The 16,714-nt window shown below is 43.9% G+C and carries 13 protein-coding genes; 4 read left to right on the forward strand and 9 right to left on the reverse strand.

The window, feature by feature from the left end:
* Positions 1-313: 313 nt before the first annotated feature.
* The 5 genes from argS to speE form a co-directional block, all read right to left on the reverse strand.
* The gene (argS, locus tag ACYX4O_RS19155; RefSeq protein WP_476353207.1) at positions 314-1,984 is read right to left on the reverse strand and encodes an arginine--tRNA ligase; all 1,671 of its coding nucleotides are present in this window, start codon (positions 1,982-1,984) and stop codon (positions 314-316) included.
* Entirely contained in the window at positions 1,981-2,424 is a 444-nt protein-coding gene (locus tag ACYX4O_RS19160; RefSeq protein WP_476353209.1) for a YwiB family protein, read from the reverse strand. Before ACYX4O_RS19160 ends, argS begins: the two co-directional genes overlap by 4 nt.
* Before the next feature lie 878 nt (positions 2,425-3,302).
* Positions 3,303-4,325 carry an AimR family lysis-lysogeny pheromone receptor gene (locus tag ACYX4O_RS19165; RefSeq protein WP_476353211.1) on the reverse strand — a complete coding sequence of 341 codons (1,023 nt, stop codon included), beginning with the start codon at positions 4,323-4,325 and terminating at the stop codon, positions 3,303-3,305.
* A gap of 243 nt (positions 4,326-4,568) precedes the next feature.
* Complete coding sequence (gene speB, locus ACYX4O_RS19170; protein WP_476353213.1) at positions 4,569-5,441, reverse strand: agmatinase; 873 nt, start codon at positions 5,439-5,441, stop codon at positions 4,569-4,571.
* Between the two features lie 12 nt (positions 5,442-5,453).
* Entirely contained in the window at positions 5,454-6,281 is an 828-nt protein-coding gene (speE, locus tag ACYX4O_RS19175) for a spermidine synthase (protein WP_476353214.1), read from the reverse strand.
* A 238-nt stretch (positions 6,282-6,519) separates the two neighbouring features.
* Between speE and ACYX4O_RS19180 the strand changes: the two genes are divergently transcribed.
* Positions 6,520-8,592, forward strand: a complete 2,073-nt coding sequence (locus ACYX4O_RS19180) for a transglycosylase domain-containing protein (protein ID WP_476353216.1) — start codon at positions 6,520-6,522, stop codon at positions 8,590-8,592.
* A 702-nt stretch (positions 8,593-9,294) separates the two neighbouring features.
* Here ACYX4O_RS19180 and ACYX4O_RS19185 read toward each other — a convergent pair.
* From ACYX4O_RS19185 to ACYX4O_RS19195, 3 genes are all read right to left on the reverse strand, one after another.
* Positions 9,295-9,822, reverse strand: a complete 528-nt coding sequence (locus ACYX4O_RS19185; protein ID WP_476353218.1) for a YwhD family protein — start codon at positions 9,820-9,822, stop codon at positions 9,295-9,297.
* Between the two features lie 247 nt (positions 9,823-10,069).
* Positions 10,070-10,567, reverse strand: a complete 498-nt coding sequence (locus ACYX4O_RS19190; protein WP_476353220.1) for a YwgA family protein — start codon at positions 10,565-10,567, stop codon at positions 10,070-10,072.
* 13 nt (positions 10,568-10,580) lie between these two features.
* The gene (locus ACYX4O_RS19195) at positions 10,581-11,876 is read right to left on the reverse strand and encodes an HD domain-containing protein (protein WP_476353221.1); all 1,296 of its coding nucleotides are present in this window, start codon (positions 11,874-11,876) and stop codon (positions 10,581-10,583) included.
* A 690-nt stretch (positions 11,877-12,566) separates the two neighbouring features.
* Between ACYX4O_RS19195 and lipL the strand changes: the two genes are divergently transcribed.
* Positions 12,567-13,409, forward strand: a complete 843-nt coding sequence (gene lipL / locus ACYX4O_RS19200) for an octanoyl-[GcvH]:protein N-octanoyltransferase (protein WP_476353223.1) — start codon at positions 12,567-12,569, stop codon at positions 13,407-13,409.
* 358 nt (positions 13,410-13,767) lie between these two features.
* On the opposite strand, the gene pta is transcribed toward lipL, so the two are convergent.
* Positions 13,768-14,739: a phosphate acetyltransferase gene (gene pta, locus ACYX4O_RS19205; RefSeq protein ID WP_476353224.1), complete on the reverse strand. Its 972-nt coding sequence runs from the start codon at positions 14,737-14,739 to the stop codon at positions 13,768-13,770.
* Positions 14,740-14,968: 229 nt separating this feature from the next.
* On the opposite strand from pta, the gene hemQ reads away from it, so the two are divergent.
* Both hemQ and gerQ read left to right on the forward strand, forming a co-directional pair.
* Positions 14,969-15,712, forward strand: coding sequence for a hydrogen peroxide-dependent heme synthase (gene hemQ / locus ACYX4O_RS19210; RefSeq protein WP_188650651.1), 744 nt, complete (start codon positions 14,969-14,971; stop codon positions 15,710-15,712).
* 436 nt (positions 15,713-16,148) lie between these two features.
* Positions 16,149-16,640: a spore coat protein GerQ gene (gene gerQ, locus ACYX4O_RS19215; protein ID WP_476353226.1), complete on the forward strand. Its 492-nt coding sequence runs from the start codon at positions 16,149-16,151 to the stop codon at positions 16,638-16,640.
* Positions 16,641-16,714 lie beyond the last annotated feature (74 nt).

The following is a 16,714-nucleotide window of genomic DNA, read 5'->3' on the forward strand; positions in this document are numbered from 1 at the left end:
TGGTTTTAGTATAGTCTTTTTTTATATTTGTTATCAAGGTGATTGTATCGTTGTCTCTATTAAAAGCTCTGTTATAGGCCGAGACACTTTATTTTGATTTTAGACCGTTCGCGTTTATTGAGAGCTAGGGGTGTCTGGGGAGCGAATGGTTTTCCAGGCCCACCTTACACTCCATTAAAGCCAACGGAAACATTCTCTCAGCTTCGAGCCTTCATAAGGGGCTTATATGGATGAAATGAAAGTCAATAATAAACACTAACAGAGCTATATTAAAAAAGGGATCTTCTCCATGAAGATCCCTTTTTCCGTACACTTACATTCTTTCTGGAGCGGATACTCCAATTAGTTTCAGTGCGTTTTCGATTGTTTGGCGTGTTGCTTCCATAAGCGCCATACGTGCTTGTGTGCGTTCTACTTGCTCCGTATCTAACACTTTCTCTGCGTTGTAGAAGCTGTGTAAGTCAGATGCTAAGTCGAACACATATTGCGTCACGCGGTGTGGCATGCGCTTCTCAGCTGCATCAGCCACTAGTTGTGGGAAGTCACCTAGACGCTTCAATAGCGCTTCTTCTTTTTCTGAAGAAAGGTGTGTGCCGTCGATTTCTTGAGTGAATTCGAAGCCTTTTTCTTTCGCAGAACGAAGCATGCTGCAAATACGTGCGTGCGCATATTGAACGTAGTAAACTGGGTTGTCGTTAGACTCAGATTTCGCTAAATCCATATCAAAGTCAAGGTGAGAGTCACTTGAACGCATGCTGAAGAAATAACGCATAGCGTCGATTCCGACTTCATCCATTAGTTCACGGAGAGTGACAGCTTTCCCTGTACGCTTACTCATCTTCACTTTTTCACCGTTTTGGAACAAGTTCACCATTTGAATAATTTCCACTTCAAGTGTGCCCTCATCATTACCAAGCGCCTGAATGGCTGCTTTCATACGTGGGATGTACCCATGGTGGTCTGCTCCCCAAATATTAATAAGTGTTTCGTAGCCACGCTCTAATTTATTTTGGTGATAAGCGATGTCTGGCGTCAGGTACGTGTAGCTGCCGTCATTTTTAATAAGAACGCGGTCTTTATCATCACCAAAGTCAGTTGTGCGGAACCATGTAGCACCGTCTTGTTCGTAGACATAGCCTTTTTCTTTTAGCGTTTCAACGGCTTGTTGAACTTTTCCAGAATCGTATAGAGATGTTTCAGAGAACCACTCATCAAACGGAACGCGGTACATCGCTAAGTCATCTTCGATTTTCTTCAGTTCATATTTTAATCCGTATTCACGGAAGAACTTCAGACGCTCGTCTTCTGATGTGTGCTTCCACTTGTCGCCATATTCCTCAACAAGGCTGTTACCAAGCTCGATAATATCTTTCCCGTTGTACCCGTCTTCTGGCATTGGGAAATCTTCGCCAAGCGCTTGCATATAACGCGCTTCCATGGATGTCGCCAGGTTGTTGATTTGGTTACCGGCGTCGTTAATATAGTATTCACGAGTCACGTTGTATCCTGCTTTGTTTAATACGTTGCAAAGCGCATCTCCTACAGAAGCACCACGCGCGTGGCCAAGGTGTAGATCACCTGTTGGGTTTGCGGATACAAACTCTACTTGAATCTTGTGGCCGTTGCCAACCTGACTAGAACCATAGCTTTCGCCTGCTTTCAGGATGGTTGGGACAAGGTCTGTCAGGTACTGATTGTCCATAAAGAAGTTAATGAAACCAGGACCTGCAATCTCCATTTGTTTAATCGATGCTTTCGATTGGTCAAAATTAGCTACAATATCTTCTGCTATCTGACGTGGCGCTTTACGTGCAACGCGAGCTAGCTGCATCGCCATATTCGTCGCATAGTCACCATGACTCTTATCTTTTGGCGTTTCTAACACAACAGGGGGTAATTCACTTTCACTTGCTAATTCGGCTTTTAATACGGCTTGAATAATCTCATTCTTTAACTTTTGTTCCGTTTGTTCAACAATATTCATGATTGGCCCTCCTCTTTAAATCGTAAGGATAAACGATGACGTTGTTTCTGTTGTCCGTTCACTTCTAAATCGTAATTTATTTTCAGCATGCCCTTCAAGACGTCATTAGATTCTTCGAAGGATATCGTTTTCGTTGTGGTTTGCAGGTGAAACTTTCCGTACTGATGATGATACACACTTTCTGTACTTTGTTTCTCACGGAATACCTGATTCATTCGTATAGGACCCGTCCGACGAATGATGACTTTGTCCGGATGAATCGTCACAAGGTTGTCCACTTTCGCCTCATCCTCTGTCTTCTCTGTGAAACGAATAATGTGAGTATCCCCTTTCTGAACATAATCCCCGGGCTCGTCTACAACAATGTTTTGCTTCTGATCTTCATCTTTAATCTCAGTCTCCAGTCGAACACGTACAAGAGTACGATCCTCCGCCATCATACGTCACCTCTTCTTTCTAACCAATCGTCAATCCCGATCTTCTTAACTTAACCATTATAAGAATTCCAGACGAAAAACTCAATAGATGATTACTAGAAAAGCGCAGGGGGCTTGACCAGAGGCGTACGGATAAGTCAGCTTTTTGGAAAAGGCGTTAGCCTTTGGAAAAAAGATGACTTATCTCGCTAGCCTCTAGCCCCCGGAGCTGGATCTAGCTAGAAAAGCGCAGGCGACTGTTCAGCCCCGTACGGATAAGCAAGCTACTGTAGGTCTGCGTAGCAGACTGGAAGTAGATTGCTTATCGCGCTAGAGGCTAGGAGCCGGAGCTAGATCTAGAAAAGCGCAGGGGGGGTGGAGTCTGGACACTTTTGTTGTGCGTCTCGACACTTTTGGCGCGCATTTAGACACTTTTGTCTTTTGTCTGGACACTCTTGGCGCTTATTCCGACTCTTTCGGCTCTTGTCCAGACACTCTTGGCACTTGTTCTGACTCTTTTGCCTCTTGTCTGGACACTCTTGGCACTTGTTCTGACTCTTTTGCCTCTTGTCCCGACGCTCTCGACGTGTTCCGACTCTTTAGGTTCTTGTCCGGACACTTCAATCCCTCATCCTGACACTATCCGCGCTCATCCGGACACTTTGAGCAGGCGTCTCGACAATCCGTCCTCCTGTTCTGACACTTGCGGCGTCTGTCCAGACACTCTCACCTCTTGTCCGGACACCTATTCCTTATGTCTAGACACTCGCAGCACGCATAACGACAATTTTGCCTTTTGTACGGACACTTTCGTAGCGCGTCCCGACGCTCTCCCCACAAGAAAACTCTTCAACAAAAAAAGACCCGGCATCAGCGAGTCTTCCATAGTAAATGTGGCCCTATTATAACTTCTTCAGTTCACTTAACGGAATTCTAGCGAACAGATAATGTCCCTGCCTGATAAACGCTTGGTGAGATTTTGTAAGAAGTTCCTTATCTTTCTTCGCTTTACCTAAGTAATAATTCTGGAACGGGCTTCGGTCTTCAATCGGTTCGAGGATGTTGATCGCGGTTTGAATATCCCCTTTAGCGATGGCTAAGTGAGCTTGTTCCGATCGATCATTCGTTTTAATCCCTTCATACACTCCATTTAAAGCTGAAACGAAAGGAATGTTATGATTTTTTATACTTTCAAGATAGCGCGTGTCACCCACTTCTTCGGCTATTCGCAACGATTCATTTACATGATACATCGCTTGTTGATAGCTATCGAGGGCATAACTAATAGCTAAGAGGTTATGAACAAAGGCTTTCTTTCTCTCGTTAAACGTCTTATTCAATACTTTGAATGCGTATTTTCGCCCTAACAGCAGCTCGTTCTTTGAGAAGTGGTAAACGAAAAAGGCTTCATCCAGCCGTTCCTCATAACAAAGGAACAAAAAGGAATCACGAATCTGTGACATTTCCTCTGTAATCGCCTCTACATCGTTCCCCATTTTGCCATATTGGTTTAAATCTACATGAGCATACAGTTTTAAGAACAGCATAATAACGTAAATCTCTTTGCTAAGTGGTTTGATTCTCGCTAGCTCCATCAGTATTTCATTGGGGTCATTATAATGCGTTTTTCGTTCTAAAACGATTCTGTAAATCTTCCCCCATTGCTGATTCAAAGGGTTCGAGCTTGCTTCGTTGATCTTTATTAGTTTCCCACAATCTTTGTAAGCCCCAATAATGTACAAAAACTCTAAACCTTTTCGCTGGTTTTCTTCACTTTGCGACGTTAAACAAAAATGCGTCATGTATTCTAGCACTTGGGCTCGATCATACTGACGCGACAGGATTTTATATACAGCAAAAATCGGCGCCTCTTCCGGCTTTTGAAAAGGGCTAATAATGGCTTCAACATTTATACTCTCATCCACATCTCCACTTCCTTTATCGGCGTCTACCTAAGCTGTTTCCTTACGAACGATTGCACAAAAACCATTTTTTCACAAATCAAGCAGACTATCAAGCAAAAAGCCCGCTTTACTACTGTACAGTACAACCGCGTGCCAGACACCCTTTATTGCGGTGAAGTGAAGCAGGGTGTCTGGCACGCTTTAGTTGGGTAAAGTTGCGAGTGTAAAAAATCCCCTTCTCTGTTTAGGGAAGGGGATTTGGTTTTATTTGGTCCATCCGAGGAGGATTTCGCGAATCATTTTGCTTGCTGTGATTTGGGTTTGTTCAGATGGGTCGTAGGCTGGTGCGACTTCTACAAGGTCTGCGCCGATTACATTGATGTCTGAATCTGCAATCATGTGAATGGCTTCTAGCAGTTCCTTCGAAGAAATGCCCCCTGCTTCTGCGGTTCCTGTTCCTGGTGCATAGGCTGGGTCGAGTACGTCGATATCAATCGTTACATACACATCTCGGCCTCTAAGCGTCGGGAGGACCTTCTTTAAAGGCTTTACAACATCGAACTTTGCCATATGCATGCCGCTTTCTTTTGCATACTGAAATTCTTCACGCATGCCTGAGCGAATCCCAAATGAATAGACATTCTCAGGACCTATCAAATTACAAATCTTTCGAATAGGAGTCGAGTGGGATAGAGCTTCTCCTTCGTACTCTTCCCGAAGATCCGCATGAGCATCAATGTGGATTAATGCCATATCATTGTACTTTTTGTGAACGGCTTGAATAATTGGCCATGTTACAAGGTGCTCTCCGCCCATACCGAGCGGGAACTTCCCTTGGTCAAGAATCTTCGTTACATAATCCTGAATCATATCCAGGCTTCGTTTTGGGTTCCCAAAAGGCAATGGAATGTCGCCAGCATCGAAATACGTGACCTCTTCTAGGTGCTTATCGACATAGGGACTATACTCTTCTAAACCAAGGGATGCTTCGCGGATTCGGTTCGGTCCGAAGCGAGAACCTGGGCGAAAGCTAACCGTCCAGTCCATGGGCATGCCGTATAAAATAACCTCGGACTCCTCCACTGTTGGTCGACTCATAATAAATACTTTACCTGAGTAGGCTTCGTCAAAGCGCATTGTATCTCCCCTTTATTTCGTTAAGTCTTGGACGAACTTCGGAAGCACGAATGCCGCTTTGTGAAGCTCTTTTGTATAATATTTTGTATCGATTTCGTGGAAGCGCTCTTCACTCACTTCGAGTGGGTCATGTGTTTTACTTCCTATTGTAAACGTCCATAATCCGCTTGGGTACGTAGGAATGTTAGCCGTATATAGACGAGTGATTGGGAAGATTTCACGGACATCCCCCATAACTTGCTGAATTAAGTCAGCTTTAAACCAAGGGTTGTCCGTTTGTGCAACAAAGATCCCGTCTTCTTTTAACGCATTCGAAATGCCTGAGTAAAACCCTTTTGTGAACAAGTTCACCGCAGGTCCAACTGGTTCTGTTGAATCTACCATAATGACGTCATAAGCACCCTCACTCTTTGCAATGTGCATAAAGCCGTCATCCACTTTTACTTCCACACGGGGATCATCAAGCGCACCTGCGATCGAAGGAAGGTACTGTTTGGAGTACTCGATGACTTTTCCATCGATCTCTACAAGCGTTGCTTTCTCAACACTTTTGTGCTTCAGTACTTCACGAATGACTCCTCCGTCGCCTCCTCCTACAACAAGAACGTGCTTCGGATTTGGGTGGGTAAATAACGGAATGTGGGCGACCATCTCGTGATAGACGAACTCATCTCGTTCTGTTGTCATCACCATATCATCAAGGGTTAACATGTTGCCCCACTCTTCTGTCTCTAGCATTGCTAAATCTTGAAATTCCGTCTTTTCTGTATGATGTGTTTTATTAATCTTCGCTGTAATGCCGAAGTTTTCTGTTTGCTTCTCTGTATACCAAATACTCATGTATTCATACTCCCTTCGCGAATCGCGTTGTCTTTATCTAAGTGTCCCTAACATTATACCATTCGATGCGTTTTCTGGTTGTACCTTCTTCATTGTTATATTGCACGGATGAAAAGCTTTCAAACAATTAATCAAGTCTTTTCCCCACTGTCTTTCAAAGCCAATGTTTAAAACCCTCTCCCCTAACCCATACTGATTGTAATAATAGGTTCGTCTATTTATAAGGGGAGATCGTTCCATGAAACTACGAATACCTCAAATTCTATTTGAAAATAAACCGTTAAAGTGGATTAGTCTAACAACTGCATCTCTTATTACGCTTTTTGTTACAAGTTTAATAGGAGTTCTTTTGTATTGCTATATAGCAGGGCCTCCACCATTAAATAATGAGCAGAATACGATTTTTTACGCCCAGGATAAACGTATTATTGGAGAAGAGCATGGCGGCGAGAATCGTTATTGGGTTGAGCTTGAGGAAATGAGTCCTGCTTTTATCCAAGCCACCCTTTTAACAGAAGACAAGCGTTTTTACGATCACTTCGGATTTGACGTAAAGCGAATTGTGGCTGCAGTCATTCAGGATATTAAGGCCATGGCAAAGGTTCAAGGAGCCAGCACGATTACACAGCAATATGCCAGAAATTTGTACTTATCACATGAGAAAACGTGGACGCGTAAGATTAAAGAAGCGCTCTATGCAGCCCGTTTAGAAATGTTTTATGAGAAAGATAAGATCTTAGAAGGATACTTAAACACCATTTACTACGGTCACGGGGCTTACGGAATTGAGGCTGCTAGCCGGTATTATTTTGACAAACACGCTGATGAAATTACTTTAGCCGAGGCTGCCCTTCTTACATCCATTCCGAAGGGGCCTTCCTACTATTCTCCATATGCAAATCTTGAGAATGCAAAAGCAAGACAGTCATTGATTTTACACAATATGAAAGAGAACAACGTGATAACAGAAGATCAATATGTGACGGCTTCTCAACAATCAATAAAGCTAGCTCCTCAATCCGAGAAGGTAGTGGCTCAGGTGGCTCCTTACTTCCAAGACCGCGTTATGCAAGAGGCGTCGAAGATACTTGAGCTAGACGCTGAATCGATTCGATCTGGTGGATTTCATATATACACAAGTTTAAAAATTCCCATGCAGGAAGAATTAGAAAAGACAGTTGAAGAAAAAATAGATTCAAAATCAGACATTCAAATCGGCGCGATCAGTATGAATCCAGAAACAGGTGGGATCCTTGCAATGGTCGGAGGGCGCTCTTACACGGAAAGCCCTTATAACCGTGCCGTGCAAGCCAAACGGATGCCTGGGTCCACTTTCAAGCCATTCCTCTACTATGCAGCGCTAGAGAACGGCTACACACCTGCAACAACTTTATTAAGTAAACCGACATACTTTGAACTAGAGGATGGAAGTGTTTATGAACCAAGTAATTATATGGGCTACTACGCCTATGAGCCTATTACATTAGCTCAGGCCATTGCCCTTTCGGATAATGTGTACGCGGTAAAAACGAACGTTTTCCTAGGTGAGGAGACACTCGTTGAGACAGCAGAACGTATGGGGATCTCGAGTGACCTCCCAGCTGTTCCTTCTCTCGCACTTGGTACCGCTTCTGTGTCTGTCCAAGAAATGGTCGGGGCCTACAGCGTGTTCGCCAATGGCGGCGTTGAAGTGAAGCCACATACGATCGAGAAGATCACGGACTCTTATGGACATGTGGTCTATGAACGTAAAAAAGGAAAGGAAAAACAAGTGATCGACAGGGATAAAGCGTTTGTCTTATCTCATCTGATGACAGGGATGTTTGATGAATCACTGAATGATTATATGACGGTAACAGGTTCATCAATAGCAGACCAATTAACTCGTACGTATGCCGGGAAATCAGGAACCACCAACACAGATAGCTGGATGATTGGATACAGTCCTCAAGTAGCGACAGGGATTTGGACGGGTTATGATAATAACGAGCCAATCGAAAAGACTGATGATCACCAGTACGCCAAAGATATATGGGCTAAGTATATGGAATCGGTCCATAAAAACCGCCCATACAAAACCTTCTCTCCTACAGATGATGTAGTCGGTGTGTATATTGATCCAGATAGTGGTCAGTTAGCTACTCCGTATTGCCCGCATCAACGTCTCGCTTATTTTGAGAAAGGGTCTGAGCCAACGACGTATTGTGAACACCACTTCCCTGGGGATGCTCCTGAAGGAAGCTTACCGAATCCGCCAGAGACTGAAAAAGAGAAAGAAAAGAAGAGTTGGCTTTACGATTTATTCTTTTAATATTGCTCTGTTGAAACTGAGCTAGAGATGTTTTGCGGTAGATGGAGAGAGGTTTCCATCAGCTTTAATGGAGCGTAAGGTGGTCCTGGAAATCACTCGCTTTCCGTGGCCCCACACGACGTGGGGTCGTTCGACGTTGTCACAGGACGTGACGATCTTAGTCGAACTTCCTCTTTCTCTTTTAGCCTCCTCGGGAAAACCACCCTGCGGGGTCTCGTCGACCTCTTTCTCCCACAGGAGTCTCGCAATTTCCAGGCCCCCCTTTGCCGAATGGGGAGAGACGGAAAACGAGCCAGATTTGTGAGGCAGGGAGCTTAAGAGCGACTATAATAAGCGGTCCGTCCACCTAATTAGCGTCAGGGCAAGCTTTTGGACTGCGAGACTCCCGGGGGTAAGGAGCCTATCCAGTTCCCCGCAGGAAAGCGAGTTGTCCCCGAGCAAGTCCAAGCACTCATCAAACGTAACGGCCCCCTTCCAGCTAAGATATCTTAGCTTCGAGCCTTCTCCATAATGGAGCTTATGTATAGTAAAATCAAAACCAAATATTAGAAGTTCCTGAAATATAGAAAAAGGTCGGCTGTGTGGGCCGACCTTTTTCTGTGTCCTAATAAACATGTGTGGTATCCATGTGATTCATATTTTACAAATTTCTATCAAAATACTCAAGATTTTCAATCATTATTCAAATTCTATTCACAATTTTTACTGTTCAGCCGGAAGAAAGGCTTTTAACTCATCAGAAGAATTCGCCCACATGTCTGCATTATGAGAACGTAAAAAGTCTCCTAGTAATTGCTTGGATGGGTCATCCATGTTCTCAACGATAATCTTACCTTTTAGCGATTTATCCATATTGTTAACGTGCTCCGGTAGCGACTTATAGCCGCGACGTGTCTCATGATCAATGACCATTTCACAGCCAGTTACACCAGCATAATATGGCCCGTTCTCGTTATGAGCAACGGTTACCCATACAATCCAGAACGTCTTCCCATTAGGAGCAATCTCACGGTCTGGCTTAAACTTGATTCTTCTCTCAAGCTTACTACGTGCGTGCATAGCTCCCATATCAATGTAGGCTTCTCCCTCATTTGGATCGATCATAACAGGCGACATGTTCTCTAAACTTACCGAACCAACACCATAGCCACCATGACCATCTGTTGAGTCATCCTTTAAAATCGTAAACTGATTCTTTTTCTTGTTATTAGACTGATCATTTGAACTCATCGCGTGATCCTCCTTCTTCTTACCCGAAACTATTTATTCCCTTATTCTAACACAACCACCCCCTCCCTATCACCTCCCACACCCACAACAACACACTAAAGCAACAAAGCGTGCCAGACACCCTGCAACACACTAAAGTGCTGCAGGGTGTCTGGCACCCGTCACTTCACTAGAGCACTAAAGGGTGTCTGGCACCCTTTAGTGCTCTAGTGCATAAAAAAAGACCCTTGCGATGGCAAGGGTTTGTTTAGTTGAGAAGTCGGTCAATGAAGCTCCAGGCTTGCTTGAGTTCTTCTTCTGTATAATTCATCTTTTTCTTTACGGCTCTGACTTTCTCCTCGCATTCTTCGCGCGAGAGTTGATCAAAGTAAAGCATCGTTGAAACCAGCTCCAAAAAACGGGAGCTTTCTTCGTTCATATTGTGAATATGCGCAGTCATATCCTCAAATGGCATGTTCTCATAGTGAGTTAAAAATTCTTCTCCGCCCTCTGTTAAGCTATAGCGATACTGGTGGTAGTTGCTCTTCTTCTCATGGGTCTCATTAAGAAAACCAAGGTTACACAACTCCTCCACGCGTAGCGTAAGTTCCTCGGAATACGGTCCATAAAAATGGAACTCATAACGCTCTTCAAAGGGATACCCTGCCTTCTTTAAAATGTAAATCATTTTCTGTAGTCGTTTACGGCCGACAACTTCTTCACATTGTGAAAAAAACCGAACCAGCTTGGCGTGATTATTTAACACAACGGCTCATCTCCTATCCGTACAAGATTTCCAAAATACGTTTCTTCGTTTTACTCCGATTGGATAACCCTTCAATAAGATCTTTAGGGAAATATAGCTTGTGATCTGTACGTTTCTTTCCTGAAATGGATTCTACGATGTCTGACTGTCTTGACAACTCTTTTAATTCTCCGTTTGGTCGCAATAAGTGAATCGGTAAACGTTCTCCTTCTTCCCCAGGACGATAAAAGTCATAAGGAAGGTCCGAGGAGGAGTCTACTACGAGATAGTAGTCAGGATCAATCCCTGCTTTTTGGAAAAGCTTATGCAATTCCATCCATTCACTCATTTGCTGATTTGGATTGAATTCAACGTATTTGAATAAATGACGATCCACAAAGCGTTTACACAGATCGCTTAAAACCGGGTCTATCTCATCTTTCCAAATTTGGAAGTAATACATGACAACATTTTCATCTAACTTTAAATAATCCTGAAGGTCCACATCACCCGCAAAAAAGGACGTGAAATGATACGGCTCCAGATAGAACGAGTACTCATTTTCATACAATTCTTTCGCTCTATGTAAAATCTTCGTGAGGATGACTTCCGCACTTCTTGTTACAGGGTGGAAGTATACTTGCCAATACATCTGATAGCGGCTCATTATATAATCTTCGACAGCGTGCATACCACTTTCCTTCACAACGACCTGATCTTCCATCGGCCGCATAACTCGAAGTATGCGCTCCATATCAAAGTGACCATAGCTAACCCCAGTAAAATAGGCATCTCGCTGCAAGTAATCCATACGATCTGCGTCAATTTGGCTCGAAATCAAACTAACCACAAGTTTGTTTTCGTATGTTTTGTTAATCACTTCTGCCACTTTGTGGGGAAATTCGGAATCCACTCTTTTTAATATGGCGTTTACCCCAGTGTCCCCAAGGATAATCTTTCTTGTAAAATCTTCATGATCAAGCTTAAATACTTTCTCAAAGCTATGGGAAAATGGGCCATGTCCCAAATCATGGAGGAGCGCTGCAGCCAGGCATAATAAGCGTTCATCTTCATTCCAATTTGGTCGGTTTTCAAAATTATTAATGATACGGCGAACGATTTCATAAACCCCTAGTGAATGATTAAAGCGACTATGTTCAGCCCCGTGGAAGGTTGTATAGGACGTCCCGAGTTGCTTTACTCGTCGAAGGCGCTGGAATTCTGGAGTCCCGATTAGGTCCCAAATGACGCGATCTCGAACGTGTACATACCGATGAACGGGGTCTTTAAATACTTTTTCTTCGTGTAATTTTTCATCTTTATACGCCATAACATTCTGCCCTTCCTATTCCCGACAATATTTGTTCTATTATATACGATAATTTCCAATTCATAAAGCATTCTGGCGATCTTTTGTCCTCTACCCATTCTAGATGGTAGCTCCACCATGAACAACCCCGTAATATGTCGAATCGGCAAACAATTTATAGATAAGTTTTAAAAACTGAAGTTGGGAGAATGCTTCCGTTTGCTTGGAACTGAGCGTAAGGTGGTCAGAGAAATCACTCGCTTTCCGCGGCGAGCTGGGAAGCCTCCTCAGTCGCTACGCTCCCTCCGGGGTCTCCCCTAGGCTCTTACTGCCGCAGGAGTCTCGCAATTTCTCTGACCACCTTTGCCATATTAGAAGTAACGGAAACATACCACATTTGAGATACAAATTACCTCCTTGCTTAAGCAACGGGCCGTTAAACTAATTTGGCAAGGGGTGTCTGGGGAACGGGGAGACTCCTACGGGAGAAAGAGGTCGACGAGACCCCGGAGCGAACGGAGTGAGTGAGGAGGCTCGACAGCTCGCCCGTGGAAAGCGAGTCGTTCCCCAGACACCCCTAGCACTCAACAAGAGTATCGGCCCAACACCTCCACTTCTAGTTTCAGTATGACTGTCCTATTCTTGATGATGCATGTGGGTGGATTTTTGGTATAATAGGTCTGTTAGTTTAGGACGTAAAGGAGACCGATCATGCAAGAGATTCATGAACTATTACAAACCAACTCCTATCGATTTATAGATCAAAGTGAGCTCGGGCCAACTTTCTCTGCGCTTCAGTCGTTTGCAACGGATGATGCGTTAGCGATGAGTGTGGGTCAGGGGCGTTCGCCGGTGACGGCTCGTTTGTGGGTGCATCACCAAACGGTTGTGTTGGGGATTCCTGATGCTCGCCTTCCTTCCATTGATGAAGGTTTGAGTTTCTTGAGTGAAAAAGGATACCAAGCGATTGTGAGAAATTCGGGCGGTTTAGCTGTGGCACTTGATGCAGGGGTTCTCAACCTATCCTTTATTTTCCCCGATGCCAAACAGGTTGATATTCACGACGGTTATGAAGCTATGGTTTCGTTTATTCAGAAGCTATTTGAAGAAGAAGGATTTCCGATTGAAGCTTTTGAAATTAAAGGCTCTTACTGCCCTGGTACGTATGATTTAAGTATTAATGGTAAGAAATTTGCCGGCATCTCTCAAAGACGTGTCAAAAACGGTAGCGCTGTCCAGATCTATTTATGTGTAGAAGGAAGCGGCTCTGATCGGGCAGAACTTATCCGCCAGTTCTATGAAATTGGTATAAACGATCAAGAAACCGCATTCGCTTATCCTACTATTGAACCTGAGACGATGGCTTCCCTATCTGAATTATTTGGGAAAGATCTTACTGTTCAAGATGTACGAAATCGAATTCTGTATCTTCTCTATAACTTAAGCGGACATGTTGATACAAGTCCTTTGGATGATACAGAAATGGGCTGGTTTGATAAACGGTTTGATCAAATGGTTGCCCGTAACGAGAAAGCACTGCGCTCCCTTAAATAAGGGCTCGCAGTGCTTTTCTCTGATATGAGGAGTGGGTGTGCTTCCGTTGCCGGGCGGAGTGGAAGGTGGTCCGAGAAAACACTCGCTTTCCGCTGCCCCACACGATGTGGGGTCGTTCGACGTTGTCACAGGACGTGACGATCTTAGTCGAGCTTCTCCTTTCTTTTTGGGAAGCCTCCTCGTTCGCATTCGGTCTCTGTGGGGTCTCCCCTAGGCTCCTACTGCCGCAGGAGTCTCGCGTTTTCTCGGACCACCTTTGCCATATTAGCAGGAACGGAAACATCATCTCCCCCGACCCCCTTAAGTAAATAAAAAGAGGAAGCCATGATGGCTTCCTCTTTTAGGGATAAATCTTAGCTTATAGAGACTGTGCTGCTGTGATTAGGGAAAGCTTGTACACATCGTCTGCGCTACAGCCGCGGGATAGGTCGTTTACGGGTTGGTTTAGTCCTTGAAGAACTGGGCCAACTGCGTCGAATCCGCCCATGCGTTGTGCGATCTTGTAACCGATGTTTCCTGCTTCTAGGCTCGGGAATACGAATACATTCGCGTCTCCATTAAGCTCGGAGCCTGGTGCTTTCTTTTCTGCAACAGATGGAACGAATGCAGCGTCGAATTGGAATTCTCCATCAAGTGCAAGCTCAGGGTTTTGTTCTTTCGCGATTTTCACAGCTTCTGTCACTTTTTCCGTTTCTGGAGATTGCGCAGAACCTTTTGTTGAGAAGCTAAGCATCGCAACACGTGGGTCGATATCGAACAGTTTCGCTGTGTCCGCACTTGCTAGAGCGATCTCCGCTAGATCCTGGCTGTCAGGAGAGATATTAATGGCACAATCTGCAAAAGCGTACTTCTCTTCGTCTTTTACCATAATGAAGATACCAGATGTTTTCTTAATACCTGGTTTTGTTTTAATAATTTGAAGAGCTGGACGTACTGTGTCTGCAGTAGAGTGAGCCGCGCCGCTTACTAGGCCATCTGCTTCTCCCATGTAAACAAGCATTGTACCGAAGTAATTTTCATCTTTAAGGATTTCGCGCGCTTTCTCTTCTGTCGCTTTTCCTTTACGACGTTCAACGAAGCTCGCTACCATTGCGTCAAATTCGCTATAATTATTTGGATCTAAAATGTCAGCACTTCCAAGATCCAAGTTTAAATCTGATGCCTTCTGTTTCAATTCATCAGGGTTACCTACTAGTACAGGTGTAACAGCACCTTCTTGAGCGAGCTTAGATGCCGCTTCTAAAATACGCTCATCAGAACCCTCAGGAAGCACGATACGCTTCGTTGTATTTGATAATTTATCTCGTAAAGAGTCGAACAAGTTACTCATAATGTTATCCCTCCAAGTTCATATCTGTACTATATGATAAATCTTTTTGTGTGCAATTGAAAGGAAAGAGGAAACCATATTAAAATTTCTTTATTTTCAGACGAATCCTTCTCTATCCCGATCCCTCACACCTGCTATCTTCAGCGTTTCCATATTGTAAAGAAGTTATGTTATAGTAAAAAACGGAAGAAAAAATCATGAACTCATTTATATAAAGGAGAGAGTGTCCATGCCAGAAGCAGTTGAAACCTTAGACGGTTGGTATTGTTTACATGACCTTCGTTCTATTGATTGGACGTCTTGGAAGCACGCATCAAGCGACGAGCGAGAGTCTGCTATCCATGAATTCCACCAACTTTTAGAAAAGTGGAACCAGACGGAACAGAATAAAGAAGGAAGTCACGCTCTTTACACCGTTGTGGGCCAAAAAGCTGATTTCATCTTGATGATCTTACGTCCAACAATGGAAGAATTAAATGCGATTGAAACAGAATTTAATAAAACAAAGCTAGCTGAATACACAGTTCCTTCTTATTCTTACGTCTCCGTAGTGGAATTATCCACCTATATGGCAAGAGGGAAAGACCCTGAAACGGACCCTGAAATCCAAGCTCGCTTGAAGCCTATCCTTCCTAAGTGGGAGTATATTTGCTTCTATCCAATGGACAAGCGTCGTGAAGGGGATGACAACTGGTACATGCTTCCGATGGAAGACCGCGGAAAACTTATGTATTCTCACGGAATGATCGGTAGAAAGTATGCAGGCAAAGTCCGCCAGATCATAACGGGTTCAGTTGGTTTCGATGATTGGGAATGGGGCGTAACCTTATTCGCTCACGATGTCCTTCAATTTAAAAAACTTGTATATGAAATGCGCTTTGACGAAGTGAGCGCTCGTTACGGAGAATTCGGCTCCTTCTATGTAGGGAACCTTCTTAAACAAGACGAGATCAATTCGTTCTTAGCCATTTAATAAGCTTCTCATATAACGATTCTGAAAGTGTTGAATAACCACTTTCGGGATCGTTTTTTATTTCTTCAAAAATCACATGGCGCTCAAGGGGCGAACCAGCTCAATATACTCGTCACCCTCATCAAAACTCCTCCTAAAGCTACTCCATTCTTTTGTTCATATCTATCTTCCTCATTACATAAACATGTTTCTAAGAGGATTGTGAGATTTTCAAATCACAAGAAACAAATCCTCACGTCTGGTCGTACGCTTACTTCATATGCTTTTTGGATTACGTAAGTATATGGCCGTCGTTCCGATCAGGCAATCCGCCTGGAGATAACCGGAACGACAAAACGGTGTGTAAAAGTCAGGGGGATTTGAAGCAATTCATAAAATCTATTTTATCAGCTGCTCGTGAGAATGGTACTTATTACCGAAAGGAGTGCAGGCTTACATGGCTAATCAAAAGCAAGGCGGTTCTTATGGTTCAGGTCAAGGTGGGCAAGGCTCATATGGAGGCTACCCTATGCAAGGCATGCAAGGAATGCAAGGGGGGCAACCGATGATGTACCCCTATTACCAAAATCAAATGGGAATGGGGCAAATGCCTCAACAGCCTGGCGGGCAAAGTGGTCAACAGCTCCCCCCTTCACAAAATGGTGGGAACTTACCACTTGAGGAAGAATCTTATATCGAGAACATTTTACGATTAAACAAAGGCAAACAAGCGACTGTGTATATGACTTTTGAGAACAACGACAACTGGAACGCCAAGATCTTTAAAGGAATTATAGAAGCCGCTGGCCGTGATCATATTATTCTGAGCGATCCAGAAACCGGCCTACGATACTTACTGCTAATGGTTTACCTCGACTACATCACATTCCCAGAAGAAATCAACTACGCCTATCCATTTGGTGGCAATTCAAATAATAGACCAAGGTAACAGGGATAACGAAAAACGGTCTTTCATCCCTCTCGCATGCATTCGGAATGGAGCTTTCACACAAAAAACGGCTG

The sequence above is a fragment of the Pontibacillus sp. ABV4_188 genome, from assembly GCF_056311905.1.